The 25092-nt window shown below is 45.8% G+C and carries 18 protein-coding genes, 5 tRNA genes and 3 pseudogenes; 13 read left to right on the forward strand and 13 right to left on the reverse strand.

The window, feature by feature from the left end; all coding sequences use genetic code 11:
- The 5 genes and pseudogenes from MFP24_RS06970 to MFP24_RS06995 form a co-directional block, all read left to right on the forward strand.
- Positions 1-623 (forward strand): annotated as a pseudogene (locus tag MFP24_RS06970) (DUF4573 domain-containing protein); the annotation flags it as partial.
- A 278-nt stretch (positions 624-901) separates the two neighbouring features.
- Complete coding sequence (locus tag MFP24_RS06975) at positions 902-3004, forward strand: phage-associated endonuclease (protein ID WP_249232727.1); 2103 nt, start codon at positions 902-904, stop codon at positions 3002-3004.
- On the forward strand, positions 3001-3501 hold the full coding sequence (locus tag MFP24_RS06980; protein ID WP_249232728.1) for a siphovirus Gp157 family protein: 501 nt from the start codon (positions 3001-3003) through the stop codon (positions 3499-3501). The genes MFP24_RS06975 and MFP24_RS06980 overlap by 4 nt, the downstream gene beginning before the upstream one ends.
- Positions 3502-3897: 396 nt before the next feature.
- Positions 3898-4113 (forward strand): DUF4224 domain-containing protein, encoded by a 216-nt coding sequence (locus MFP24_RS06990; protein WP_249232730.1) that lies wholly within the window; start codon positions 3898-3900, stop codon positions 4111-4113.
- A 2-nt stretch (positions 4114-4115) separates the two neighbouring features.
- Positions 4116-5144: a tyrosine-type recombinase/integrase gene (locus MFP24_RS06995; RefSeq protein ID WP_249232731.1), complete on the forward strand. Its 1029-nt coding sequence runs from the start codon at positions 4116-4118 to the stop codon at positions 5142-5144.
- Between the two features lie 134 nt (positions 5145-5278).
- Here MFP24_RS06995 and MFP24_RS07000 read toward each other — a convergent pair.
- The 6 genes from MFP24_RS07000 to uvrY form a co-directional block, all read right to left on the reverse strand.
- A tRNA-Leu gene (locus tag MFP24_RS07000) sits at positions 5279-5365 on the reverse strand.
- 8 nt (positions 5366-5373) lie between these two features.
- Positions 5374-5447 (reverse strand) — tRNA-Cys (locus MFP24_RS07005).
- 40 nt (positions 5448-5487) lie between these two features.
- Positions 5488-5563 (reverse strand) — tRNA-Gly (locus tag MFP24_RS07010).
- 177 nt (positions 5564-5740) lie between these two features.
- Complete coding sequence (pgsA, locus tag MFP24_RS07015; protein WP_249232732.1) at positions 5741-6289, reverse strand: CDP-diacylglycerol--glycerol-3-phosphate 3-phosphatidyltransferase; 549 nt, start codon at positions 6287-6289, stop codon at positions 5741-5743.
- A gap of 58 nt (positions 6290-6347) precedes the next feature.
- Positions 6348-8180 (reverse strand): excinuclease ABC subunit UvrC, encoded by a 1833-nt coding sequence (uvrC, locus tag MFP24_RS07020; RefSeq protein WP_249232733.1) that lies wholly within the window; start codon positions 8178-8180, stop codon positions 6348-6350.
- Entirely contained in the window at positions 8173-8829 is a 657-nt protein-coding gene (gene uvrY / locus MFP24_RS07025) for a UvrY/SirA/GacA family response regulator transcription factor (RefSeq protein ID WP_249232734.1), read from the reverse strand. The genes uvrC and uvrY overlap by 8 nt, the downstream gene beginning before the upstream one ends.
- A gap of 660 nt (positions 8830-9489) precedes the next feature.
- Between uvrY and MFP24_RS07030 the strand changes: the two genes are divergently transcribed.
- Positions 9490-9714: a DUF2594 family protein gene (locus MFP24_RS07030; RefSeq protein ID WP_136165930.1), complete on the forward strand. Its 225-nt coding sequence runs from the start codon at positions 9490-9492 to the stop codon at positions 9712-9714.
- A 428-nt stretch (positions 9715-10142) separates the two neighbouring features.
- On the opposite strand, the gene MFP24_RS07035 is transcribed toward MFP24_RS07030, so the two are convergent.
- Positions 10143-10218: transfer RNA gene (locus MFP24_RS07035), tRNA-Lys, on the reverse strand.
- A 335-nt stretch (positions 10219-10553) separates the two neighbouring features.
- On the opposite strand from MFP24_RS07035, the gene cycA reads away from it, so the two are divergent.
- The gene (gene cycA, locus MFP24_RS07040) at positions 10554-11957 is read left to right on the forward strand and encodes a D-serine/D-alanine/glycine transporter (RefSeq protein WP_249232735.1); all 1404 of its coding nucleotides are present in this window, start codon (positions 10554-10556) and stop codon (positions 11955-11957) included.
- A gap of 202 nt (positions 11958-12159) precedes the next feature.
- Here cycA and MFP24_RS07045 read toward each other — a convergent pair whose 3' ends face one another.
- Both MFP24_RS07045 and MFP24_RS07050 read right to left on the reverse strand, forming a co-directional pair.
- Positions 12160-12426 carry a sigma-S stabilization anti-adapter protein IraP gene (locus MFP24_RS07045; protein ID WP_249232736.1) on the reverse strand — a complete coding sequence of 89 codons (267 nt, stop codon included), beginning with the start codon at positions 12424-12426 and terminating at the stop codon, positions 12160-12162.
- 271 nt (positions 12427-12697) lie between these two features.
- Positions 12698-12964 (reverse strand): annotated as a pseudogene (locus tag MFP24_RS07050) (LysR family transcriptional regulator); the annotation flags it as partial.
- A gap of 389 nt (positions 12965-13353) precedes the next feature.
- On the opposite strand from MFP24_RS07050, the gene MFP24_RS07055 reads away from it, so the two are divergent.
- Positions 13354-13429, forward strand: a tRNA-Asn gene (locus MFP24_RS07055).
- Positions 13430-13591: 162 nt separating this feature from the next.
- A complete protein-coding gene (locus tag MFP24_RS07060; protein ID WP_249232737.1) occupies positions 13592-14848 on the forward strand; it encodes a tyrosine-type recombinase/integrase in 1257 nt (418 codons plus the stop codon).
- A 234-nt stretch (positions 14849-15082) separates the two neighbouring features.
- On the opposite strand, the pseudogene MFP24_RS07065 reads toward MFP24_RS07060, so the two are convergent.
- Positions 15083-16120 (reverse strand): annotated as a pseudogene (locus MFP24_RS07065) (IS630 family transposase).
- Between the two features lie 176 nt (positions 16121-16296).
- Between MFP24_RS07065 and MFP24_RS07070 the strand changes: the two are divergent.
- Positions 16297-17319 (forward strand): IS110 family RNA-guided transposase, encoded by a 1023-nt coding sequence (locus MFP24_RS07070; protein ID WP_249232738.1) that lies wholly within the window; start codon positions 16297-16299, stop codon positions 17317-17319.
- A gap of 719 nt (positions 17320-18038) precedes the next feature.
- Here MFP24_RS07070 and MFP24_RS07075 read toward each other — a convergent pair.
- The 3 genes from MFP24_RS07075 to MFP24_RS07085 all read right to left on the reverse strand — a co-directional run bounded on the left by MFP24_RS07075 (position 18039) and on the right by MFP24_RS07085 (position 21054).
- Positions 18039-18716, reverse strand: a complete 678-nt coding sequence (locus MFP24_RS07075; protein ID WP_249232739.1) for a phenylalanine--tRNA ligase beta subunit-related protein — start codon at positions 18714-18716, stop codon at positions 18039-18041.
- A 27-nt stretch (positions 18717-18743) separates the two neighbouring features.
- Positions 18744-19370, reverse strand: a complete 627-nt coding sequence (locus tag MFP24_RS07080; RefSeq protein ID WP_249232740.1) for a LysE family translocator — start codon at positions 19368-19370, stop codon at positions 18744-18746.
- Positions 19371-19614: 244 nt separating this feature from the next.
- Positions 19615-21054, reverse strand: a complete 1440-nt coding sequence (locus MFP24_RS07085; protein WP_249232741.1) for a radical SAM protein — start codon at positions 21052-21054, stop codon at positions 19615-19617.
- 1040 nt (positions 21055-22094) lie between these two features.
- Here MFP24_RS07085 and trpC point away from each other — a divergent pair.
- Genes trpC through MFP24_RS07100 form a run of 3 tightly spaced genes read left to right on the forward strand, consistent with a single transcriptional unit; the run spans position 22095 to position 25092 of the window.
- Positions 22095-22868: an indole-3-glycerol phosphate synthase TrpC gene (trpC, locus tag MFP24_RS07090; protein ID WP_249232742.1), complete on the forward strand. Its 774-nt coding sequence runs from the start codon at positions 22095-22097 to the stop codon at positions 22866-22868.
- 43 nt (positions 22869-22911) lie between these two features.
- Positions 22912-23967 (forward strand): Gfo/Idh/MocA family protein, encoded by a 1056-nt coding sequence (locus MFP24_RS07095; RefSeq protein WP_249232743.1) that lies wholly within the window; start codon positions 22912-22914, stop codon positions 23965-23967.
- Between the two features lie 6 nt (positions 23968-23973).
- On the forward strand, positions 23974-25092 hold the full coding sequence (locus MFP24_RS07100) for a DegT/DnrJ/EryC1/StrS family aminotransferase (protein ID WP_249232744.1): 1119 nt from the start codon (positions 23974-23976) through the stop codon (positions 25090-25092).

The raw sequence follows: 25092 nt of genomic DNA on the forward strand, positions 1-25092 counted from the left end.
GCAGGCCAGCAGCGGCGACGGGACCAAGCAGGCCAGCAGCGGCGACGGGACCCAGCAGGCCAGCAGCGGCGACTGGACCCAGCAGGCCAGCAGCGGCGACGGGACCCAGCAGGCCAGCAGCGGCGACGGGACCAAGCAGGCCAGCAGCGGCGCCCGGACCCAGCAGGCCAGCAGCGGCGACGGGACCAAGCAGGCCAGCAGCGGCGACGGGACCCAGCAGGCCAGCAGCGGCGACGGGACCCAGCAGGCCAGCAGCGGCGACGGGACCCAGCAGGCCAGCAGCGGCGACGGGACCAAGCAGGCCAGCAGCGGCGCCCGGACCCAGCAGGCCAGCAGCGGCGACGGGACCAAGCAGGCCAGCAGCGGCGACGGGACCCAGCAGGCCAGCAGCGGCGACGGGACCCAGCAGGCCAGCAGCGGCGACGGGACCCAGCAGGCCAGCAGCGGCGACTGGACCAAGCAGGCCAGCAGCGGCGACGGGACCAAGCAGGCCAGCAGCGGCGACGGGACCAAGCAGGCCAGCAGCGGCGCCCGGACCCAGCAGGCCAGCAGCGGCGACGGGACCCAGCAGGCCAGCAGCGGCGACGGGACCAAGCATAAAGCCACCGGCTCAAGCCCTCTAATTGCTACCAGCGGTGCCGTCGCATCGATTGAAGCGACGGGGAGTAAAGCCATTGTTGCGTCGGCTAACTCGGTTGAACGTCTCGTTCTCGGTGAAGGGGGTTGTGCTGCCGTTCCATATAACGATGGAGAGCGAACCAGATTTGCTGTTGCGTATGTCGGAGAGGGTGGCATTAAGGCCGGCGTGGCGTACCGCGTTAACAGTAACGGAAAATTCGTAGAAATCGAAGAATAACAAACTGATGGGCCAACCACCCGTCATTTACCAAGAGGCAAGACCATGACAACTTATGTACTTCTCTTTGAGCCGAAAAAATCCGCTCAGAAAAATGGCGCTGTAGCGCTGGCAACGGCAATCGAGGCAAAAACTCAAAAGCTGGCTATCATGTCGGCCACAATGAAAATGGAAGAGGAGTTTCCCGGCGCCAGCGATAACTTTTTCAACCCGAAAATAACCGAGGATGTTATTGGCTCACCGCGGCCGGCGGTCGGTGTTTTCGATGAGCACTTTCCTGTTGAAAACGAGCTGATAGACGGAGTTTGGCAGCGTAAAGAATTACCTCCGCAGGCGAATGATATCGTCGATTTCTCCGCCCTTTCATTGCGTGAAAAAATAGCAGCCATCGCGCTATATGGACAGGCAGAAATCAACGAGCACGAATATTCAATGGTGTGCGACTATCTCGACTTGCCCGCCGGGGATGGTGATGAAAGCACGGATATAATTATTAACACACTGAGCGGCATTAAACCGCTGGATCAGGTCGGTGACGATGTATTGCTCACCGTAATCAATGGCGTTAACGCTCAGTTCCCCGCCCTATCTGATTCGTCAACGCGAGATATTTTGGCGTTTGTCGATAAACAGATAAATGCCGGCGTCAGTGAAAAAACCGATCCTGAACCGCAGATTAAAGGGCTGGAATTTCATCGCCAATACACGCACACCTATGCAACGCTGGATAAAGAGATCGCCGCGGCGCTGGTGTGCGATCCGGAAGATTGCTGGTCTCTAACGGCAGACCAGGTGCGCGCCTCAAGCGTGCTCATGAACAATGACGATGAGGCGTTTAAACGCTGGTCAATGGAGCTGCGGACAAATCCCCGCGCGCTGGAAATTCCCCGGCCGATCATTTTTGCACTGATTAAAGCGAGTAAGGGCCACGCGGAACTGGTCACTGATGCCAATGCGCGTCACCAGTTTGTCGTTGATTTTCTGTCGCGATATATGCCGGCCAGCGCAAAACCAGAAACGGGCTCTGATACCCCCTCAATTCAGGTCGAAAAAACGGAAGCGCCCACCGCAACGGATAAAGTTAATACCGCAACAGCAGTGCCGGAAACCGTAACACCCGAATCGGACGGGACCGTTACTGATGATGCCGCGCAGCAGGCAAAAGAAGCGCTGGATAAGCTGGGTTATGGCGTTTATGCGGGTGAGCCTGCAGCACCAACACCAACACCGGCACCAGCACCAGCACCAGCACCAGCACCAGCACCAGCAGATGATTTTCAGCAGCGCGCGGCCGTGGTGGAGGCAGAAATTGCAGATAAGCCGGCCAGCGCCCAGGAAAATCTTTCTATCTGGAAAAGTGTCCAGCGTACCGATCCGCGCTACACGAAAGCGCTTGCGGGTGCGGGTTTCGACGGCACCAGTATTAACAGCGAGTACATGATTATGCGGGCTACAGAGGTTTTTGGCCCGATCGGTACCGGGTGGGGTTATAGCGTTCTCGAGGAAAAAATGATCGACGGCGCGCCGATGGCGGAACCCATTTATGACGACAACAAAAAATTTATCGGTAGCCGTATGCTGCGCGACGCCGATGGATCCCTGATTTGTGAAAAAAACCATTCGGTGAAAATAGCGCTCTGGTACCTGACGCTGGCGGGAGATCGCGGGCAAATTGAGAGCTATGGGGCCACGCCGTATCTTCAAAAAACAAAAAACGGAATTAAAGCCGATCCCGAGGTCATCAAGAAAAGCCTTACCGACGCCATCAAAAAGGCGCTATCGCTGCTCGGTTTCAGTGCTGACGTATGGCTTGGCATGCATGATAACCCTGAATATCTCGCCGAAAACGCCGTTGAATTCGATATCAAAAACGCCAGTGACAAAGCCGAGGACGTTGTGCGGCTGCGTGCCGAGCTGGACGAAAAACTATCCCGCATCGCGAAAACTCTCGAAAACTCCGTCAGCCAGAATGAGGCGACGAAAGTTTTCGGCACAATCGCCCGCGAGGTCGAGGTTCATCGCAAGAACGCAGAAGCAAAAGGCGATACCGAGCACGCCAAATACCTGGCCGGCCGCCTGCGCCGTCTGAACGATATTAAAAACAAGCGCCTTGCCGCGCTTAAAGCCAAAGAAGGGGAAAACGCATGAGCATCACCGCTATCGCATTAGCCAATGACATGAAAAAGCTGCAGGAGTTGCTGGAAACTTCCGATGAACTGACGCCGGAAATGATCGCCGACACCATGGTGGGCGTGGAAATGGAACTGGCGGATAAACTGGACGCGGCGTATATCCACGTTCGCAATCTTGAGGGGTTAGCAAAAACCTGCGACGAAGAAGCCAAACGCCTGGCCGACCGCAAAAGGTCATTTGAAAACCGGGCAAAGCAGCTTAAGCAGTATGTTCTCGACTGTCTGTTAACCGCTGGCCTGGATAAGCTCAAAACCACAACCAACACATTTACCGCGAGAAAAGGCGTAGCCAGCGTGATCGTTGATAATGAGGGGCTACTGCCAGATGAACTAGTAACTGTACAAACGCTGGTCGCGCCGGATAAAAAAGCCATTAAGGAGGCTATCGAAAGCGGCGTTGATGTTCCCGGCGCCCATATTGAGATCGGCGCCAGATCTCTGCAGGTTCGCTAATCGAGGCAAGACCAATGCTAAAAATGTCAGCGCGAAGAGGGGACGTGATCCACGTTGTTTTCTCTGACGGACAAAACGGAATGATCATGGTTCAGTCACGTAGTGAATTGGCCTTTCATTTCCCGCAATCCGTCAGAGTTTCACGAGAAAAGCGGCCGGCCAAAAACCTGATTGCGCCTAATCAGAAATAAGCCACCCCACCATATAGCATTGTGGCCTCAACTACGGAGGTCACAATGCAGCCATGGCAACCAGGCAAACGCCTGTTAAGCGAATTCGATATCAAGATCGGCCGGCTGTCCGCCAGCGTGAGGAAGTCCAGACTTACGCAACAGGATATAGACCAGTCCTGCGCAGCGGCAGACGCGATCATTGACAGACTGAGGCAAGACCACAATGAACGACCTATTAACCGACGACGAGCTGATAGAAATAACCGGGTATAAATATCCGTCAAAACAATGCGAATCCCTGAATCGCGCCGGGATCATGTTTGTCCGGCGCCGCGATGGGAAACCCCGGGTGACGTGGACGGCGGTCAACGCCGCGCTATCAGGCGTTAGGCCTGCAGTCGAAGAAGAGGACGAGCGCCCTAATTTTGACGCGATATAATCATGGCAAGAAAAAGAAAAAACCCCGCAGATAACGCACTGCCGCCGCGGGTATACAGGGGAAAAAGCAAATATGAATTCCACCCGCCCGGCGGCGGCGCCATTTCGCTATGCGCCCTCGATTCACCGATACCCCTGATATGGGATAAATACAACGCGGCCAACAATTACCAGGAAGCAACAAAGTTTACCCTCGACCGCATGATACACCGCTTTATGCAGTCTCCAGACTTTCTGGATCTGGCTATGGAAACACAAAGGGATTACCGGAAATATGCGGTCAAGATCTCCGCCGTGTTCGGCGTGATGCGGCCAGACTCAGTAAAACCAGAGGACGTTCGCGCATTCATGGATCGCCGGGGGATGAAAAGCAAAACCCAGGCAAACAGGGAAAAAACGTTCATGTCCCGGGTTTATCGCTGGGGGTACGAGCGGGGGTTATGTAAATCAAATCCATGCTCCGGCGTGAAGCAGTTCAAAGAGACCGCCAGGGACCGCTATATCAACGACGAAGAATATAGCGCCCTGCTATCGGTGTCTCCGGCGGTAGTCCGGGCCGCCATGGAAATCGCCTATCTTTGCCTGGCCCGGCAAGGTGACGTTCTGGCGCTAACTGAGCAGCAGATACTGGATGCAGGCATCTATATCGCCCAGGGTAAAACCGGCAAAAGGCAGATAAAGGCATGGACTCCACGGTTGCGGGCAGCGGTAAGCCTGGCGCGTTCGCTGCCGCTGGAACCGGGATTCAGTAGCATATACGTGCTGAAACAGCCGCGCGGGCAGCGGTACACGCGCGATGGTTTTAATAGCCGATGGAGGAAAGCAAAAGCCGCCGCCAGGGCAGCATTTCCGCACCTGAATTTTGATTTCACCTTTCACGATCTAAAAGCAAAAGGGGTGTCCGATCTGGACGGGACACTGGCGGAGAAACAGGAAATATCCGGCCATATGACCATCAGCCAGACTGCGCGCTATGACCGGAAAATACAAATCGTGCCAGTGGTGGGCGGTCAGAATAAAAAACCGAAATAAGCGAATAATTAACAGTGGCGCAAAAAAGATATTAGGAAAGATATTAGGAAGCAGTGATTCAGGCACAAAAAAACCGCCTGCTTGGCGGTTAACGACATTGCACAAAGTGCTTGTTTTAATTGGGTTTTTATCGATGGTGCCCGGGGTGGGACTTGAACCCACACAGCGCGAACGCCGAGGGATTTTAAATCCCTTGTGTCTACCGATTCCACCACCCGGGCTGGGATATTGGAGGCGCGTCCCGGAGTCGAACCGAGGTAGGCGGATTTGCAATCCGCTGCATGGCCACTCTGCCAACGCGCCTTACCTTTAAATCTGCCTCAGCTTTAGCAGCTGAAAATTTTGGAGCGGGAAACGAGACTCGAACTCGCGACCCCGACCTTGGCAAGGTCGTGCTCTACCAACTGAGCTATTCCCGCTTTATACGAACATGCTGATTTTTTTACTAACTTTCAACGAATCAGCGTCGCCGTTGATGCGGTGCATTCTACTGACCTGACGCAATGAGTCAACAGAATTATCCACCAACCAGGTTCGTTTGCTGGTTTTTACAGCGGGCGCGCCCTCGCCCGCCACCTTTTGGGCCGTCGCCTTGCTCAAGGCTCCAGCAAATCATGCCGCGCGGCGTTCAGGTATTGAAACATCGACCAGAAGGTCAGCACCGCGGCGACGTATAAAGCAATAACCCCCGCGCCTTCCACCAGGCGTTCCGGACGCCAGAGCAAAGCGAACAACGCCATCATTTGCGCCGTTGTTTTGACTTTCCCAATCCAGGAGACCGCCACGCTGCTGCGTTTGCCTATCTCCGCCATCCATTCCCGCAACGCGGAAATGATGATTTCCCGCGCAATCATCGTTGCCGCCGGCAAGGTAATCCACCAGGAGTGATAATGCTCGGCCACTAAAACCAAGGCCACGGCGACCATCACTTTGTCGGCGACCGGGTCGAGGAATGCCCCAAACCGCGTGGTTTGCTTCCAGCGACGGGCCAGAAAACCATCGAACCAGTCGGTAACCGCGGCAAAAATAAATATGAGCGCGCAAACCAGAGGCGCCCAGCCAAAGGGAAGGTAAAACGCCAGCACAAAAAACGGGATTAAAGCAACACGAAACAGAGTCAGCAACGTCGGTATATTAAATTGCATAGCGCTTAGGTAACTATTTGGCCGGAGTGGATATTACGAGTATGTTGCTACATTGTCCCTAGTGTTTCAATGCATGGAAGATTTTTTCTGCCAATGCTGTTGAAATACCCGGCACATTTGCAATTTCCTCGACGCTGGCATTCATTAAAGGCTGCAATCCCCCCATGTATTTCAGCAGGGTCTGCCGGCGTTTAGGCCCGACGCCTTCAATCAGCTCTAGTGTACTGGTATTTTTAACTTTTGCTCTTTTCTTACGGTGCCCGCCAATCGCGTGATCGTGAGAATCGTCACGAATGTGCTGAATAACGTGCAAAGCAGGAGAATCAGACGGTAAAACAACGCCCTCTCCCGTCGCCTCGAAAAACAGCGTCTCCAGGCCGGCCTTACGGTCGCTGCCTTTAGCCACGCCAAGCAACAGGGGTTTACTCTTATCCCAGGGAACCTGAAGCGAGTCAAATAAGGCTTTTGCCTGACCAAGCTGCCCTTTACCGCCATCAATTACGATCACATCGGGGATTTTGCCCTCATCCAACGCCTTGCCATAGCGGCGTTTAAGAACCTGAGTCATCGCGGCATAGTCATCGCCGGGAGTAATCCCGCTGATATTATAGCGCCGATATTCCGAACGCAGCGGACCATTCGCATCGAACACCACACAAGATGCCACAGTCTGCTCACCCATAGTATGACTGATGTCAAAACACTCCATGCGATTAATTTCCGGCAGTTGTAAAACCTTGGCCAGAGCGGACAAACGCTGGTGAATCGTTGATTGCTGCGACAACTTCGTCACCAGCGCCGTGGCGGCATTGGTGCGGGCGAGTTTCAGGTAACGAGCGCGATCGCCACGCGGCCGGGCCTGAATCTGCACTTTCCGTCCGGCAACTTCAGTTAAAGAGTCCGTCAGCACGTCTTTATCCGGCAAGGAGAAATCGAGCAGAATCTCTGCGGGTAGGGTTCGCGCCGCACTCCCCTGCAGGTAAAACTGTCCGACAAATGTCTGCACCACCTCACCCAGTTCGGTCCCAGAGGGAACTTTGGGAAAATAACTGCGGCTGCCCAACACTTTCCCCTGACGGATAAACAACACGTGTACGCAGGCCATTCCGGCATCAAAAGCCACGCCGATAACATCCAAATCTTCGCCGGAGCCAGAAACAAACTGCTTTTCAGTGACGCGCCGAACGGCCTGAATCTGATCGCGGATACGGGCCGCTTCTTCAAAATTCAGCGCACGGCTGGCGGCTTCCATCCGTGAGATAAGCTGATTTAGCACCTGCTGGTCTTTGCCGGATAAAAACAGACGCACATAGTCAACCTGCTGCCGATAATCCTCGTCACTAACCAGTCCGCTAACGCAGGGGCCAAGGCAGCGGCCAATTTGATATTGCAGACAAGGACGCGAGCGATTGCGGTACACGCTGTTTTCGCACTGGCGAACCGGAAAAAGTTTTTGCAACAGTATCAACGTTTCACGAACCGCATTACCGTTCGGGAACGGCCCGAAATATTCACCTTTGGCGTGTTTGGCGCCACGATGAACCGCAAGGCGGGGATGGCGATCGGCACTCAGAAAAACCATGGGGTAGGATTTATCATCACGCAATAAAACGTTATAGCGCGGCTGATAAAGCTTGATGTAGTTGTGTTCCAGCAGTAAGGCTTCCGTCTCGGTATGCGTGATGGTCACGTCAATCTGCCGGATGCTTTTTACCAAAGCCTCCGTTTTACGACTGCCGACATTGCTGCGGAAATAGCTGGAAAGTCGTTTTTTTAAATCTTTTGCTTTACCGACATAGATCACCGTATTAGCGGCATCATACATCCGATAGACCCCAGGCTGGCTGGTGACTGTCTTTAGGAATGCCGAGGCATCGAAACTTTCACTCACTACTTAACAATGTCTCCGCATTAAAGAGGCCGTGCCGAATCGCCAGGTGCGTCAGTTCCACGTCGCCATTGATGTTCAGCTTGCTGAACATCCGATAGCGGTAACTGTTCACCGTTTTCGGACTCAGATTAAGCTGATCTGATATTTCAGTCACCTTTTGCCCTTTGGTGATCATCAGCATAATCTGCAACTCACGTTCAGACAAACACTCCAGCGGAGTCTCGGCCTGTGGTTCCAACTGGCTCAGCGCCATTTGCTGCGCAATATCAGAGGCAATATACCGCTTACCCGCATGAACGGCACGGATGGCGCAGATAACTTCCTGCGGGGCAGCAGCTTTACTGACGTATCCGGCGGCGCCCGCCTGCATTACTTTAGCAGGTAAAGGACTCTCTGTATAAATAGTTAGCATGATAACTTTTATATCAGGGGAAAAGCGCAGAATTTTACGCGTTGCCTCAAGACCGCCAATCCCCGGCATATTCATGTCCATCAAGACAACATCAACATCATTGCTGCGGCACCACCTGACGGCGTCCTCACCACATGACACCTCACCAACTACTTTGAGACCTTTGATATCGTCAAGAATGCGCCGTATCCCTGCCCGCACCAGTTCATGGTCATCAACAAGAAAAACGCTAATCAAAGAATAATTCTCCAAAAAAGGGAGTAACACTTACATAATAATTTGCTTGCAGGTGATACTACGTTGGTTTCTAAAAATAATGCATACGGACTTATAGCAATAATGTATTTTTAAATATGCTGCAGTAATAAACGATTGATATCGGTAGCAAGATGATAGCAATATAACATTAACGCCGGGATACGTATTGATCACATTCCTAACATATCAGGTTATGATTCCCAGCGCTCCGGGTTCATATCATCGGCCGCCATCAGCAACAGTGTAACAAAGCAACGATAACCAGTGGCATTAAATTGGCATTGTATCGCATATATCAATCAAAATTTACTATTGTAACTATATGTTGCGGAATTTAATCCTGCATTACATAAATAATAGAGAAGAGAAATAGCATCCAGACTGAGAAATCCGCTGTATTCGTTCGGACAGGTTCTGACACCGATTCACTATATAAACCTGGACTGTCAAATACAATTAAAAACAAGTCAACTGCATAAAAAACAGCCACCGCATAGCCATAAGTGATTAATAATAGCCGCCGGCAATACGCGTTATGCTATACTCGCGGCAATCTGATTATGCCAGCAGCACGCGCTTTCGAGCCAACTGGGGGCTGACTTAAACACGTTTTATGCTGTTTCTTGTTAAGGAGAAAACATGAGCAACGTAGATTTTTCCACCGCCGCGAACGTAGCAGAGCTGGCACACGAAGTAACCTGTTTAAAAGCGACGATCACGCTGCTGTTAAAAGCCATCGGTCAGGCTGATGCGGGCAAAGTCATTATCAATATGGAAAGATATATTGCCCAACTGGAAGACCCTGAGCAGGCGGCGGCATTCAGTAACACCATCAAGCAAATCAAACACGCTTACCGCCAATAACCGGTTTCCCGTCGGCTCTGAGTCTTCCGATGCCGGCGGTATTTTCTCCGGGACATTGTTCCCCTCCCCCGCCACGGTAGAAATCCCGTCAGATTGATATCCGGTAGCGGGATTCAGCGCAAATCCGCACCTTGGGCCAAAACGCACACGTTCCCTTGGCAACAGCAATCCGCCATGCTCCGCTCGTAATTAAAGAATGCCGACAACCAGAAGTAAAAGAGCTTATTTGCCTTTAAATAAATCACAATAAAGCCTATTAATTAAAGTGGATAGGTTATTACCCGCTAGTGGTTTTAGCGGCAATAGCTTTTATTTAAGTGCCCCGTTGATGAGATCAATACAAAGGATAAAATAACCGCATCGTTTGAGAAATGTCATAGAATGAAAAAACAGCGGACAAGATTGAAGCGAGGTAACTGATTGAATGTTGGTGGGTCGTCGGGGGTTCGAACCCCGGACCAATTGATTAAGAGTCAACTGCTCTACCGACTGAGCTAACGACCCAACGGGGTGGATTATTCACTTCTTGGCGGCGGCTGTCAAATAGTTCACATTGATTTTTTTCCATTTTTTCAGCTGCACGATTTACATTGTGAGCAATGCGTAATTTTGCTAACCTGTGCGCCGCCCAATTAACTCCTTTCATATTACAATACGCCGTTTGCTCAGGGCAAAAAACATACAGAATCACATCGTGCAATTATTCACCATATTTATGCCAGCCACTCCCTATAATCAGTACGATAGTTACGCTATCTTATCTACGCCCAATTCAATAAATGAGAGAGCCGCTCAAGAGCTCAAAACGACATCACATAAAAAATAGGAAATCGTATTAAATGACTGATCAACCAAAAGAGGTCGCAGACCTTGCAGAGCCTGACGGTGAAGGGCTGCGGCGCAACCTGACCAACCGGCATATTCAGCTTATCGCCATTGGTGGAGCCATTGGCACCGGGTTGTTTATGGGCTCGGGAAAAACCATCAGCCTGGCAGGTCCGTCGATTATCTTCGTTTACATGATTATCGGCTTCATGCTGTTTTTCGTTATGCGAGCGATGGGAGAGTTACTGCTATCTAATCTGAACTATAAATCTTTCAGTGACTTTGCCGCCGACCTGCTCGGCCCCTGGGCGGGTTTCTTTACCGGCTGGACATACTGGTTTTGCTGGGTGGTTACCGGCATTGCCGATGTGGTGGCGATCAGCGCTTACGCACAGTTCTGGTTTCCCGATCTATCGCAATGGATATCATCATTACTCTGCGTACTCTTATTGCTCACGCTTAACCTGGCGACGGTAAAACTGTTCGGCGAAATGGAATTCTGGTTTGCGATGATCAAGATTGTGGCCATCGTTGCCTTAATCTTTATCGGCGTGGCGCTGGTGATGATGCAATTCCCCTCGCCATCAGGTTCCGTCGCATCGTTTAATAATCTATGGAACGACGGCGGTATGTTTCCTAAAGGCATCGGGGGATTTTTTGCCGGATTCCAGATAGCGGTCTTTGCTTTCGTCGGAATTGAACTGGTTGGCACCACGGCGGCGGAAACGAAGAATCCCAAGGTAGTACTTCCCCGCGCGATCAACGCGATACCGATCCGTATCATCATGTTCTATGTTTTTGCGCTGGTGATGATCATGTCTGTAACGCCGTGGAGCGCTATTGCCGCCGATCGCAGCCCCTTCGTTGATATGTTCGTATTGGTCGGGCTGCCCGCCGCGGCCAGCGTGATCAATTTTGTGGTACTGACTTCCGCGGCATCGTCGGCCAACAGCGGCGTATTCTCCACCAGCCGGATGCTGTTTGGGTTAGCCAAACAGGGAGATGCGCCGAAGCGCTTCAGTATGCTGTCTAAACGCGCGGTTCCTTCTGCGGGATTACTGTTTTCCTGTATCTGCTTATTGTCCGGCGTGGTATTGATTTACCTGATTCCCAATGTCATGACGGTCTTTACCCTGGTTACCACCGTCTCCGCCATTTTGTTTATGTTCATCTGGAGCATTATTCTCTGCTCTTACCTGATGTACCGTAAAAAAAGGCCGCAGCTACATCTGGACTCGCAGTATAAAATGCCCTGGGGTATTTTTATGTGTTGGATTTGCCTGGCGTTTTTTGCCTTTGTGATCGTCCTGCTGACGCTACAGCCCGATACCCTGCAGGCGCTGGTCGTCACGCCGTTATGGTTTATTATTCTGGCAATAGCCTATCGGGTTATTCAGAAGAAAAAACGGCTGGCATGAAATAGATAGCGTCATTACCGCCCACAAAAGACGCTGATTACAAAAAAGACGCTGATTACAAAAATCAGCGTCTTAATTGTTTATTAATAATTTGCGTATGCATATTACTTTTATCGATTTATAATATTACTTATTATAAAAACAAAAAGAAAACCCTTATCATCCAATTAATTAATACAGGCATGATAATAATATAGTGGGATTAATTCCTTAATGAAGTAGTCATAAGGCGATTAATATTGCGGGATAATAATTCGGCTGCTAAGTAAGCATCTTCGCCCTTGCGCTGCGTCGTTTCCGCCAGTACGCCTTTGACCTTTGTTGCTAACTCATTAATTTTATTATCATCCAACATAGAAACAATGGCAAACACCAGCATTTCTAATGATTCTATTTTGGCATGAAGTTCTTTTTCTCCGACCTCTTTTTCTGCCAGTCTGATTAATAGCTGAGAGAGAAGACTATTCATTTGAACTCCTTAATCAAAAATAACAGTCAGTTATCCCAAGAAACACCAACAGAATGTTGGTGAATGGGATTAGAGAAAACATTACGAGGATTAATGTAACATCTAAAGCGGCACGATCGCTAGTATCTATCGCAATTTTAGCACCATCACATTCACAACATCATGATAAAAATGAAAGAGCAGATGAAATAGATAAGCAAGATGATGTTTTTAAAAACCATTTTATATAGCCAGCCATAGCGAAATGGCTGGCTACTTAAAATTATACGTTTACCGACTGCCTGACGTCATTCACTGCGCTTTTGGCCTGCTCGCACTGGTACAAAATAGCCTGGGCATGCGAATAAAGAATTTTTCCGGCTTCCGTAGGCGTAACGCCGCGTCTGCTGCGTACCAGCAACTGCTTTTCAAGCTCACTCTCCAGCGTCGCGACCTGCTGGCTCAGCGCTGGTTGCGCAATGTGCAACAACTCCGCAGCCTGGGTCAGGCTACCGATATCAACGATTTTCACAAAATACTTGAGCCGTCTAAGATTCATTTCTGCCTCCTGAGTAAGTTCCCCATAAGAGATAGCAAAATCCGCGCCATATTATAAACGCCTGCGATAAAAAACAGATACATGCTTGATAAGCCATGGGTAAAATAAGGAAAAGAGATGGTTCACAGGATGCGCCAGACTAGCCGGAAGTGACCGATAACGATTTCTTCTGCCAGGGAATGCACCACGCTAATGCAACTGCTGCTGTCTCAAGGTGCAGGCGGTGATGTAAAACACGGCGTAAAAGCAAAGTATTCACATTAAACCCGGCAATACTTGCGCAATAATTTCAATATGTTGATTATTACTTCAGCAATCAGTTATCTCGAGGCATAACAGCCTTTGACAAGGTGAAATGCTCCCGCTATTATCCCCCGCAGCTAACCGATTCCTCTGTAGTTCAGTCGGTAGAACGGCGGACTGTTAATCCGTATGTCACTGGTTCGAGTCCAGTCAGAGGAGCCATTTACTTGTTTTCATGCATCCTTGCGAATTCCTATTTGTAAATTAATTCAACAGGTTAGCGTGAAAAACCTTCCCGATGCGTTTCTAGTTTTCCCTCCGCATCGGGGAAAAATGGTGGTCAGATTTGGGGTCTTTCCAGTTCGATAACGGAGTGACCCGCATATGTCCCTAAACGACACGAAAATCCGCAACTTAAAACTTCCCGTTACCCCCATAAAACTATCCGATTCACACGGTCTATATCTCCACGTTAAACCTACTGGTTCACGTCTCTGGTACTTCAGGTACTATTTCGGTGGCAAAGAAACCCGCATAGCGCTGGGCGCCTATCCGTTAATCAGTTTGTCGGAAGCACGACAGAAACGTGATGTACTCCGCAAACTACTGGTGCAGAATATCAACCCGGCGCAGCAACGAGCCGCTGAAAAGGCAGCGCGTTCACCAGCAAAGAGTTTCAAGACCGTGGCGCTGAGCTGGCATCAAAGCAACAGAACCTGGTCGGAGAACCATGCCGCCCGCCTGCTTGCCAGCCTGAACAATCATGTTTTTCCAGCGATCGGTAATCTCCCGATCACGGAACTGAAAACCCGACACTTCACTGCCCTTCTGAAAGGCATTGAGGAAAAAGGTTTGCTGGAGGTCGCATCCCGCGCGCGGCAGCATCTGTGCAATATTATGCGTTACGCTGTTCAGCAAGGATGGGTGGAAAACAACCCGGCGCTGAATTTAGTTGGCGTAACGGCTCCACCGGTTAGACGCCACTATCCGGCTCTGCCGCTGGAGCGTCTGCCTGAGCTGCTGGAACGCATTGAAGACTATCAGCAAGGCCGGGAACTGACCCGGCTGGCGGTACTGCTCACCCTGCACCTGTTTATCCGTTCCAGCGAACTGCGCTTCGCTCGCTGGCGCGAGATAGATTTCAAAAATAGAATCTGGACCATTCCCGCCACCCGCGACGCGATTGCCGGCGTTCGCTACTCCGGGCGCGGAGCAAAAATGCGCACGCCGCATATCGTGCCGCTGTCCCGGCAAGCCATCGATATTCTGCAGCAGATTCAAGCGATTTCCGGCCATCTGGAACTGGTATTTCCCGGCGATCATAATCCGTATAAACCCATGTGTGAAAACACGGTCAACAAAGCGCTGCGGCTGATGGGTTATGACACCAAAACGGATGTCTGCGGTCACGGCTTCCGGACGATGGCCTGTAGCGCCTTGATGGAGTCCGGCCAGTGGTCGCAGGATGCGGTTGAACGCCAGATGAGCCACCAGGAGCGCAATAGCGTGCGGGCGGCCTATATCCATAAAGCCGCACATCTTGAAGCCCGCAAAGCAATGATGCAGTGGTGGTCGGATTATCTGGATGCGTGTCGGACAGCATATGCCCCCCCATATATATGGAGTATGAAGGTAACCTGAAAATCATCTGCAAGGAATCAGTAAACGAGATTGATGTAGAAACAGGGCGCGACATGTCCATTAGTTAAAGACAATATAGTGAATTGTTCAAACGAAAGCAGATCATTAATGATCTGCTTTCATATAATAACTCGTTTTAAATTTATAACTTTTATCATTTTAACTAAAATAGCCCATTATAATTATATTTTCCAATTCTTCCATTAATTACAGATTCCTAAATAACTTCGCATATTACCGCTCCACTTTAGCCAGTCCGTGTTGATTGCCGGGGAATGGCGAGGCGGCATTCATAAACTGATTTACCTGTTCCAGTAACTGCCACATATATCGGCATTGATGATTTCGCGTTATGGTTTCATGTAACGACAGCCACAGACGTTCTATCGGATTCAGCCACGGCGAGTACGTCGGCAGGAACAGTAACCGGAACTTCTTGTTCTCTGCCAGCCAACGCGCCACTTTGCGGCTTTTATGGATGATGTAGTTATCCACGACCAGCGTGATGGTTTTCGCTCGCCGGTAAGTTCGGCGTAATTTTTCTAATAGTTTGATAAATAAGTCATAAATTTTACTGCCGCCACTGACGTAGTGGACTCGTCCCGTACCCGAATGAAGCGCGCCAGCCAGATAATGTTTTTGATTCTGCCCCGGTGTAACAATGCGTTTTTGTTGCCCTTTTGGCATCCAGTCCGCACCGATTTTCGGGTTCAGGTCAATATCGACTTCATCCTGATAGAACACGGGATGGTCTGTCCGCGCCTGAGCCAGTGCCTGCTCGATGACAAGCCGCTTTTCCTCATAATGCGGGTCTTTGATTTTCAGCATCGGCGCGGCCCTGCGCCAGACAATGCCTGCTTGTTTCAGATATCAATGTAATGTGGAGGGATGAAGAGCAACACCAAAAAATTGGTTGACGATGCGGGCCAGCAACGCTGTACTCCAGCATGAGCGCAGCCAGCCGAAATCTTTTGGAGTGCGTTGTATTAGCAGCGGAAGAGCCTGAAGGATATCGGCAACCGGCCACCGTGGAGCGCGTCCGGGCTTGAGGCTTTTTAGTCCTTCAACGCCATGTAAAGTAAACCAGGTTATCCATCTTCCTACGGATGAGCGGGCGGCGCAGAGCATTTTGGCGACATCGGTGACGGTCATTCTCTGGTGAAGCATCAGCATGGCAATGAGCCGTCTGGCATGGTTTTTATCACGGGTTTGCTGGGCTTCTTTTCGCATCAGGCGTCGTTCTTCATCGGGGATAAATGCTATGATCGGCATAACTCAGTCCGGTTGGGTGATTTTGTCTTTTTTGCGATTGATCAGATCGCACAATTCGGACTGAGTTCCCTTCAGGTGATCTACTATTTTGCGATAATGAAATGGACACGTCCCCATACCAGCTTCAGTGAACCATGCTGTAAGTGCAAACCAACAGCAAAATGAAGAGGTGTCCAATGGAACAAATTATCGGAATTGACTTGGCAAAGCGAGTTTTCCAGGTACATATCGTTTCTACACAGGGTGAGAAGAAAGCTAACAAAATGATCACCCGTGAAAAGCTGATGGCTTTTATTGCTCAGCAACCCTCGTCCAGAATTGTGATGGAAGCGTGTGGCAGTGCAAATTACTGGTCCCGCCAGTTTAAGACATTCGGCCATGACGTCAGACAAATCAGCCCGCAGTATGTGTCGCCTTTCCAAATGGGAAATAAAAACGACAAAAATGACGCCACCGCCATTGTTGAGGCTGATAGTCGTCCAGGTATGCGCTACGTACCGGGAAAAAGCATTGAGCAGCAGGATATTCAGTGTCTGCACCGGGTTCGCCAGCGGCTGATGAAAAACAGAACGGCGCTTATTAATCAGCTCAGGGGGCTGAGTCTGGAATACGGTATCGCCATACCGGAAGCCGCCCATAAAGTCATGGCCTGTCTGCCTGATTATCTGGAAGACGCGGAAAATGAACTCACCACGCTCAGCCGGGAGCTGTTCCAGGAGATGTTGCTGGAACTTCAGGACTGCCAGAAACGAATTAAAACGCTGGATATCCGCTTGAAGCAGATGAGTGCACAAAACGAGGATACACTCCGGTTGGAGAATATTCCGGGTGTCGGGCCACTGGGTGCATCGGCACTAACTATAGCGCTGGGTGACAGCAGGGATTTTAATAATGGTCGCCATTTTGCCAGTTATCTGGGATTAGTGCCCGGTGAGTACAGCAGCGGCGGTAAAACCCGACTTCTGGGAATAACGAAGCGCGGAGAGGGTTATCTGCGCGGCTTACTTATCCATGGTGCCCGCTCCGTGGTTTATCGTACGGTTAACCTCCCGGATGCGAGGTGTAGCGCCCTCCAGAGATGGCTGAAGGGTATTATTGTCCGGAGCGGCGTGAATAAGGCCGTTGTGGCGCTGGCGAACAAAAATGCCCGAGTGGCCTGGGCGCTGGTAAACCAGAAAACGGATTACATGGCCAAGTAACAGTCTGATTTATAAGAAGTCAAAAGTGTTGATGTACTGACAGGTAGAACCGACTTTCTGTAAACCTGACAAATAGCTGGGCCATAGCAGGCCATTGCGATAATGAGGCCAGAGAGTACGGATGTTCATCAGGGCTCACGAAGCCGAATATATGTGTGTGACTACTTTGTCAGAAAAAGATCTGCCCGTGCTTGCTTTGGGTCGGTGTCCATATAAGTTATTTAGGACAAAATCAGTACGGTTCTTCCCCCTGATTTTCGCCACGCGGTTCAATGTACCGTACGCATACTGTTGGTCGGCGCCCCTCCTATTTTGAACGCTATGGACGTCCGCAACATCCCAGCGATCTGGCGAACCATCGGGCATTGCAATACGCCTACTCACGCTATCTGGGGAATATTTTATGATGGAGATAACAGTGATAACAGTCATGATGCATCCCCTTAATAAGGGCTTTTAGGATTAAAAATCCATTTGCTGCATGTAAATAAAAATCCAAAGAAATATTACTTAACTTTAAGTGAGGGGTATATTACTTACATGAACTCTATTCTTATCAAGAGATAATAAAGCGTAAAATATGATAGGCAAACTTATTTAGTGATATAAGATATATCATATAATGTTTGAGTGATTATTTAATCATGACGTACTTGAGAATTTAGAATACAAACCAACTTTATTAGCCTCCATGTGGAGGCATATCAAATGAAAAAAAACTATGCATTTATAACTGAATAATACTCTATTTTTGCCTCCGGACATAGGAGAAAAAGAAGCGTCCGGAGATGAGCCAGACCTGCTGAAACAACAGAATGACTGACTCCAGGAACACCATCGATAATGAAAAAAACGTCAGTAGTATTATTAGTGATTCGTGATTTTTCACTCTGGCCATAGATAATACTAAGAACAATACCATGTTGATCTTTGACACAAATATCATTAAGCTTTAGTTGAACATCATGTCCTCCAACGGACAAGTAATGATCTTTTTCTTGTGCAACATCAATGCATAGTGGCAATGTTAGACTCAGAAGATCATATCCAGCAATCAATAATGAAGTGGTAATTTCGGCCAACAATAGAGCCTGTATCAATCCTGGTGTACTAAAATGACTTCTACCGTTCAGTACCGATTCGATCTGAGGTAGAACGTGATAAGTTTTCTTAAATTTTTTATAATAATGAACATAGGCGGAAAGGGTATTATCTTTTCGAATTAGTTCTTTTCTATCACTAGAAGCATGAATCAACCGCATTTTTTTTATTTCAAAATCCGCTTTTTCCTGAAAACGTTTCAATCCCTCAATAGTTTCTTTATATTCGCTTATGACTAGAATGCCAAAAGGGGTATTCCTGTATTGTCGTGACATTTCTGTTGTGAATGTAATCATAACTTCTTCCATCTCAGGATAAAAATATTAATGCTTCTGAATTGCAATATTGAACCCAATAGTAATAAAAATCATGCCAACTAATTTTCCGTGCCAACGACTTAACCATGTTGAATTCTTAAAAATAAGCATCAATGTTTTGGTTGTGAAAGCAATAAACACAGAAAATAGAGAGCAAAGAACCGCGAAAATGACACCTAGCACAAAAAACTGAATAATAACAGTTCCACGTTCAGGATGTACAAATTGGGGTATGAAAGCCAGAAAAAAGAGGGATGTCTTTGGATTTAAAACTTCTGCTGGGATGGCTTCCAAAAAAGCCCTGGATGGAGTAATTACTGACATCTTATGTAAAGCGGGGTCAGAAGTTTTTGCGCGGAAAGCCCTTATACCCAGATATATTAAATAAACAGCACCAACATATTTCACGATACTAAAGGCGATCGCAGAAGTCATCAATAATGCTGAAAGCCCAACTGCCGCGAGTAGGGTATGTATAAAATCACCAACAGCAAGCCCTAGCCCTGTCATGATACCTACCTTTCGCCCTCCTTGCACAGTTCTGTTTAGCACAAGCATTAGAGATGGACCAGGGATCATAAAAAGGCTTATCACGACAGCAACAAAAGAGAGCAGTGTTGATATCTCAAACATATAACCTCCTGTTTTTTTTGATAAAAATATTTCAGTAATTATTTACTAGTCATTCAATTAAAGTGAAAATAGAAGATCTTGCAGAGCGGGTAGCAAGGAGATAATAAAAGAGATTATCGCCGAACTACCAGCACTGCAAAGGAAAAGAAAATCACATTAAACTTGAATATATTATTAAACAAATGATATTATTTTCCAACAGATTATATTTATAAAATTAGGCTTGAAAGATAATGAAGAAAAATCACTTATCTTGGTCTCGAAGTAAATTTAATTGTCTATTGTTAACATTATGTTCTTTTCTTATTTTTCCTAAAGAAATCATTTCACCAATTTTTTTTCCTTCATCAACATATTCATCTATTACTTTTTGATCTTCATCATTTTTAAGACCTCTAACTAAGTGTCCCATAAAAATCTCTCCTGTTATAGTGAGATCATAGTAATTGTTATTATTAAGATAAATTAGTCCAGATTCAATGTATTGTTTGAAGGTCTGTATTTGCTTTTGGTTTATAATACCTTTAGATGACATTTTATCAAATTTTTCAACCGATAACCCATGGTATTTTAGTGGAAATCCCCACAATGCCATATCATATTGATCTTCTATAGAGCTTTTTTCTAAATCATAAGGAGTATTATTATTACTTATTGCAGATATCCATTTATGATGGTCAGAAATATTTTCTAGTCGCAATCCTGGGAAATAAGAAATAGCTGAACTACCAACGCCAATAACAAAATCTTCGTAGGCATGTGCCCCTAACGCTTCATTGCCAGAAAGTTTTGATAGCTGTTCTTTCGGTATTTTATTAACATCATAATATGTGCAGGTACCGAATCTTTTCCAACCATACTTTAATAAAGTTGCATATGTTTGCAATCTTAAATTTGCGTGAACCTCTTGTGATGGCGGTGCTGGTATTTTATGAGATAACACATCAGCAATAAAAACAGGTGCCGCTCCTTGACTAAATATATAACTGCTAATTGAATTAATATAAGGGTGGGCAACAAAAAAATTAATATCATCTAATACATCATTAATGGTTTGGTCAGGGAAACCAGTCATTAAGTCAACATTGATTATAGGAATGTGTCTGATGAGGCGTTCACATATTTCGTCAAGATGCCTTAACTTCGCTGGCATTCTAAGGTACTTTCTTATTTTCGGGTTTAATGTCTGCACGCCAAAACTTGCTCTTGTAATATCAAATTTCTCAATGCCATTTATAAATGACTCATTAATACTATAAAGAGAAAACTCAATAGAAATCTCAGTTTGTTTAGTATAACCAGGTAGACTTACTAAAAAATCCAATATTTCTACAATTGAAGAAGATAGTAAGTCTGGACTACCACCTCCAATATTTATTGAAGTAATTTTTTTATTATAAGTTTTAGTCGCATGTAATATATCTGACAATTGTTTGATAATATTATTTGCATAAAGCTCGACAAGTTTAAAATCAGCGGTATTACCACCAGAAAATGCACAAAAAGTACATTTTTGTGTGCAAAATGGTACATGAATGTATATTTGCAAATGTGAGTCATCATGCCATTTTAGATTCATAAGTTTATTATAAACTAATTCCTCTGTTAAATTTTCATCCCTGCCTTTCATCCAATAATCGACAGTGTTCTCTGCTAAGCTCTCAAAGCTAGTTCCTAGTAGCATAATCGCCCCCATAGATGACAGATAAGTCGGTTGTATAAAAATCGCACAAGTCAACGTATTGGAAAAAAAATAAATATAATTTGATTTAGATCACAAAAAACACGTTTTTTGAAAACTTTGGAATTATTATTGATGGCTAATACTATTAGCCATCGAGTTATAAGCTTGATTAATTATTATTTAAAAGCATAGTTTCATTGTTGATAATTTAAAACCACATTATCACCCAAAAAGTTTGTTTTTTGCCTTTAAAGATAAAATAGGTTAAAGGAAAAATTAAAATTTTAACAGCTTCCAAGAAGCTTCATAAATGTGTATTTCTAGGGGATTCAAATCATTTATGGTCTTGTGGCTGATAACCCATATATTAGTGGCTGATGCATATGGTACATACGCTAGAGTCAATTTGTGTATATTTTGTTACTTAAGCAACTCCAATTCTTTAATTGTGAAAATTCAATTAGTTATGCATAATCCCATTATGCTTTTTTTTTAAAAATATGGACTTAACCAAAATTTACAAGGCAAGAAAACCACATAAAACTTTCTCATGTATAACCATATGAATTTGTTGTATTATATTAAGAAAAAAACTATTAATAAATTAAGTATCTGTTTTGCTTGCTTGGGTATGAAACAAAACAAACATTGACATAGATCAAATAAATGCTCGCTAAAGTGTGCTTTGTTGTTTGCATAATGAGCAGAGCAAGCTTTGATAATATGAATATTTTTCATCTTCATTAAATCTGTCTCTTTATTGATGGTTTAATACAATTCCGAGATTTTGAAATGAAAGTTTAATATAAATTTCATCTCTGATTCAGCGAACAACAAGAAATAATGTAAAGATCTAGTAATCACGGAACGAAAATATCGGATATAAACTTTCTCTTTTTTGCGCAACTCATTGAATTAAAGCCAGTGAATGAACTTAGCTAGTTAGATGGTGCGTCGTTAAGCGCATAGTACAGCATAGAACGTAAGTTTGCTGTTTCGTTGCATAGCATAGTTAGCTAACTGTTGAACAAGGAGGAGTTATGTTAGATGAAATCGTTGCCCATAAAAAAAGAGAAAATGGGATTAAACAAAAAGAGGTTCCTTTGAGTGAAATAAAGGAGCTATCTACTGTAGCACGTCCTACAAGAGATTTTAAATCTGCACTTTCGAAAGTTGGAATATCGATGATTGCAGAAGTTAAAATGAAATCACCTTCAAAAGGCATCCTAAAGAATAATTTTAATCATCTAGAAATAGCAAAATTATATGCAAAGGCTGGAGTTTCTGCAATTTCAGTCCTTGGTGATAAACATTTTTTTGGTGGTGGTAGTGAAATCGTCAAGACAGTCGCTATTGAACCTGAAATAAATGTACCTGTCATGTTTAAGGATTTTATTATATCGGAATATCAGGTATATGAAGCGAGAGTGGTCCATGCAGATGCTGTTCTACTAATTGTACGTATCATGGACCAAAAAAAGCTGGAATTGCTAATCAATAAAGCTAAAGATCTTAAAATGGCAGCGTTAGTTGAAACATTTGATGAAATTGACGTAAAAAGGGCCCTTAAAGCTGGGGCTGATATAATTGGCATTAATAATAGAGACCTTGATACTTTTAGAATAAACTTTAATAAAACGTCAAATCTTATGCAGTTGATCCCCAATAATATTGTTACAGTTAGTGAGAGTGGAATACATACGCGCAAAGATGTTCAGTTAATGAAAGAGATGGGCTTTGATGCAATGCTAATTGGAGAGTCAATTATCCAAAGTGATGATGTGATATCTAAAATAAACGAATTTCTAAGTTAGCTAATGCGGTTTGATTATATACAAATAGTGAAGGTAAAAAAGTATGCACAAAATAATGATTGTGGGGTACGGTTTTGCCGGTAATAATTTACACCATCGTTGCATATCCAAAATGATGAGGTCGGGCTGGAATTATTCTCTTAGCTCAAATATTGTGGTTATTGATAAACTGGCATCAAAGATTACTGCATGTGGGAATTCCGTCAAATTTTATACGGAGATTCCACCGGTAACTGGTGGTGAGGGTTGCAATTGGATTGTTCATATATGCACCCCTCCCGAACAGCATTTCCAAAACATACATGATGCATTATGCAATGGTTATCGTTCAATAATTGTTGAAAAGCCCGCAGCTTCAACTTATTTAGAATCACAACAATTAATTGAATTAGAACGTGACTATAATGCCAAGATCCTGGTTGTAGCGAATTGGGTAAGTTGTGCTGCCGTAAATGAAATTATGGACGTATTAAAAACTGGTGATTATGGTGTGATATCTCAAATAACTGTGGTGCAAAATAAATCACGGTTTATTCGTTCTCGGGAACGGAAAGGTGAGCATCTATTTGATATCGAAATGCCTCACCAAGTAGCACTTGCGTTGTTCTTAGGCGGGAATGCAGCTTTGGAAAGTGCAGAGGTCGAAGATATGGTTATGCCTGATATGACGTTGCCAAATCTCGGCTATGGCTCTTTAAGGCTATCACATATTAATGGAGTGAAGTCTGTTTTACGATCCAGCCTAATACATCCTGTCCGGGAGAGATATCTCAAAATAAGAACATCTTCAGGTTACATGCTCAAAATTTATTTCCCAACGGGAGGAGATGATAGTTACTCTCGGTTGTTAATTTCATCACCTGCTAATGAAGTGATTATAAATAAAATATTATATGACGATCCCTTAACGCTTTGCTTAATACGTGCGTATAAATACTTTTTAGAAAGCCAACAAAATCCCTATGCAGTGAAGCCATCTGGTATGGATTTAGAATTTAATGCTAATAAAGTCAAAATATTGGAGGAAGCAAAAGAACTGGCACTATACCAGAAGCAGGGCATAAGATCACAACACAAGATCATGATCGTCGAGGGGTAAATGAAAATGTCTATACCTTTTTATGATAATACAAGAGAAATAAAAACAATATTAGAACAGATTGATGGTCAATGGGATGCATTGATAGATCAGTGCCAGTTAGTTAATGGTATACAGTGTAATTTATTAGAGAAGGATATTCAGTCATTTACAGGTATTAAACATGCAATTACCGTTGGTAATGGAACTGACGGATTGATTATTACATTAATGGCAGCAGGTATAGGTAAGGGTGATGAAGTTATTGTGCCATGTTATTCTTTCTTTTCATCGGTATCAAGTATTATTCACGTTGGCGCTACACCAGTTTTTGTTGATATTGAGCCGGATAGCTATGCCATTAATGCAGAATTAATTGAGTCATCTATTAGCAGAAAAACCAAGGCTATTCTACCAGTACATCTATTTTGTCAAATGGCTGACATGCTAAAAATACAAAAAATTGCAAAAAAGTATAAATTAATAATTCTAGAGGATAGCGCAGAGGCTATCGGTATGTTTCAAGATGGAGTCCATGCTGGAGGATTTGGTTTAGGGGGCGTGCTTTCATTTTTTCCAACCAAAACTTTGGGTGCACTGGGAGATGCAGGAATGATCCTTACTAATAGTGACAATTTTGCACATGCTTGTCGTATCAGGGGAAATTTAGGAAGAGACCAATCAGGTGTTGCTCAGTGTATTGGTTTTAATAGTCGTATGGATGAATGGCATGCGATTATTTTACGTGCACGTCTTACTAATTTACAGAAAAATATTGAAGCCAGGAAAAGGAACGCTGATTATTTGACAGATCAATTGTTTCAAATTCCCCAAGTCGTAAGAACACCAGCCCTCAAGATGCGTGGCTATACAGCAAATCGCGTTGATTATGTTTACCTAATCGAGGTTGAAAAAAAGGATGCTCTAGTCAAACATCTATCAAAAATAGGCATCGAAACTGAGACATACTATCCCATCCCGCTCCATTTACAACCAATCTGTAGAAAATTTGGCTATTTAAAAGGTGATTTCCCTGTTGCTGAACGGGCGTCCTCAAGAGCAGTGGCATTGCCTATGTATGCAGAAATGCAACAAAGTCAACTGGAAGGCATCGTTAATGCCATTCGTGATTTTTTTAAAGGTTGA

Origin of the sequence: Brenneria tiliae (genome assembly GCF_023347575.1) — a bacterium.
In the GTDB taxonomy this organism is placed as follows: domain Bacteria; phylum Pseudomonadota; class Gammaproteobacteria; order Enterobacterales; family Enterobacteriaceae; genus Brenneria; species Brenneria corticis.

What these genes read in the sequence shown, in the direction of transcription:
- MFP24_RS06975 (WP_249232727.1), top strand. Translation starts at nt 902, where the DNA reads ATGACAACTTATGTACTTCTCTTTGAGCCGAAAAAATCCGCTCAGAAA.
- MFP24_RS06980 (WP_249232728.1), top strand. Translation starts at nt 3,001, where the DNA reads ATGAGCATCACCGCTATCGCATTAGCCAATGACATGAAAAAGCTGCAG.
- MFP24_RS06990 (WP_249232730.1), top strand. Translation starts at nt 3,898, where the DNA reads ATGAACGACCTATTAACCGACGACGAGCTGATAGAAATAACCGGGTAT.
- MFP24_RS06995 (WP_249232731.1), top strand. Translation starts at nt 4,116, where the DNA reads ATGGCAAGAAAAAGAAAAAACCCCGCAGATAACGCACTGCCGCCGCGG.
- pgsA (WP_249232732.1), bottom strand. Translation starts at nt 6,289, where the DNA reads ATGCAATTTAATATACCGACGTTGCTGACTCTGTTTCGTGTTGCTTTA.
- MFP24_RS07030 (WP_136165930.1), top strand. Translation starts at nt 9,490, where the DNA reads ATGAGCAACGTAGATTTTTCCACCGCCGCGAACGTAGCAGAGCTGGCA.
- cycA (WP_249232735.1), top strand. Translation starts at nt 10,554, where the DNA reads ATGACTGATCAACCAAAAGAGGTCGCAGACCTTGCAGAGCCTGACGGT.
- MFP24_RS07045 (WP_249232736.1), bottom strand. Translation starts at nt 12,426, where the DNA reads ATGAATAGTCTTCTCTCTCAGCTATTAATCAGACTGGCAGAAAAAGAG.
- MFP24_RS07060 (WP_249232737.1), top strand. Translation starts at nt 13,592, where the DNA reads ATGTCCCTAAACGACACGAAAATCCGCAACTTAAAACTTCCCGTTACC.
- MFP24_RS07070 (WP_249232738.1), top strand. Translation starts at nt 16,297, where the DNA reads ATGGAACAAATTATCGGAATTGACTTGGCAAAGCGAGTTTTCCAGGTA.
- MFP24_RS07075 (WP_249232739.1), bottom strand. Translation starts at nt 18,716, where the DNA reads ATGATTACATTCACAACAGAAATGTCACGACAATACAGGAATACCCCT.
- MFP24_RS07080 (WP_249232740.1), bottom strand. Translation starts at nt 19,370, where the DNA reads ATGTTTGAGATATCAACACTGCTCTCTTTTGTTGCTGTCGTGATAAGC.
- MFP24_RS07085 (WP_249232741.1), bottom strand. Translation starts at nt 21,054, where the DNA reads ATGCTACTAGGAACTAGCTTTGAGAGCTTAGCAGAGAACACTGTCGAT.
- trpC (WP_249232742.1), top strand. Translation starts at nt 22,095, where the DNA reads ATGTTAGATGAAATCGTTGCCCATAAAAAAAGAGAAAATGGGATTAAA.
- MFP24_RS07095 (WP_249232743.1), top strand. Translation starts at nt 22,912, where the DNA reads ATGCACAAAATAATGATTGTGGGGTACGGTTTTGCCGGTAATAATTTA.
- MFP24_RS07100 (WP_249232744.1), top strand. Translation starts at nt 23,974, where the DNA reads ATGTCTATACCTTTTTATGATAATACAAGAGAAATAAAAACAATATTA.